The sequence below is a fragment of the Vibrio sp. Y176 genome (genome assembly GCF_033438945.1).
On the sequence record NZ_JAWOQS010000269.1, the window covers coordinates 1 to 849 of the forward strand.

Sequence of the window (849 nt, forward strand, 5' to 3'; positions counted from 1 at the left end):
TCAGCTTGCTGGAACAGCACATCGAGATGGAACAACCTTTTGCTACGTTGTTTCTTGATATCGACCACTTTAAGCACATTAACGACAGCATGGGCCATTTCTGTGGTGATCAACTGTTGTCGAAACTGGCGGTTCGCCTGCAAGACATTTTGCACCTGAACGCGCATGTGGCTCGCATCGGTGGCGATGAATTTGTCATCGTACTGCCAGACATTGACGGCGATTCTCCGTTACTCGAAACGTTAAGCTCGATTTTGGGTGTGTTCCGCCGCCCGTTCGATCTGGCAAATCACGATTCGCTGCGGATCTCCACCAGCATCGGTATCGCACTCTACCCGAATGACGGTCAAGACAGTGAAACGCTGCTAAAAAACGCCGACACCGCAATGTATCTGGCGAAGAAAAATGGCCGTAACGGCTACGCGTTCTACTCTCCGGATTTAACTGACAAATCGGTATCGCACGTCCGTATTCAATCTGCGCTGCATGAAGCGATAGAAAAAGAACAACTGCATTTGGTGTATCAGCCGCAATACAACCTCGCGCAAAACGCAATTATTGGTGTGGAAGCCTTGGTGCGTTGGGAACACCCAGAATTTGGCTTAGTGCCACCTGCGGATTTTATTCCTATCGCAGAGAAGACGGGCTTGATTCAAAACATCGGCGAATGGGTACTCAAAGACGCCTGTTTACAAGGGACAGACTGGCTGGTGAGAGGCGTTCAATTTGGCAAAATTGCAGTCAATGTATCGGCACTTCAACTGCAACAGTCGCGCTTCATCAACAAGCTCAAAACCATCCTTCGTGAAACAGGATTCCCAGCGCATCGCTTGGAGCTGGAAATTACCG

1 protein-coding gene is annotated in these 849 nt (G+C 49.5%); it reads left to right on the forward strand.

The features are described 5' to 3' along the window. Nucleotides 1–849 (forward strand): putative bifunctional diguanylate cyclase/phosphodiesterase (locus R7O13_RS25495; protein WP_318305027.1); only part of this gene is annotated, 849 nt, incomplete at both ends.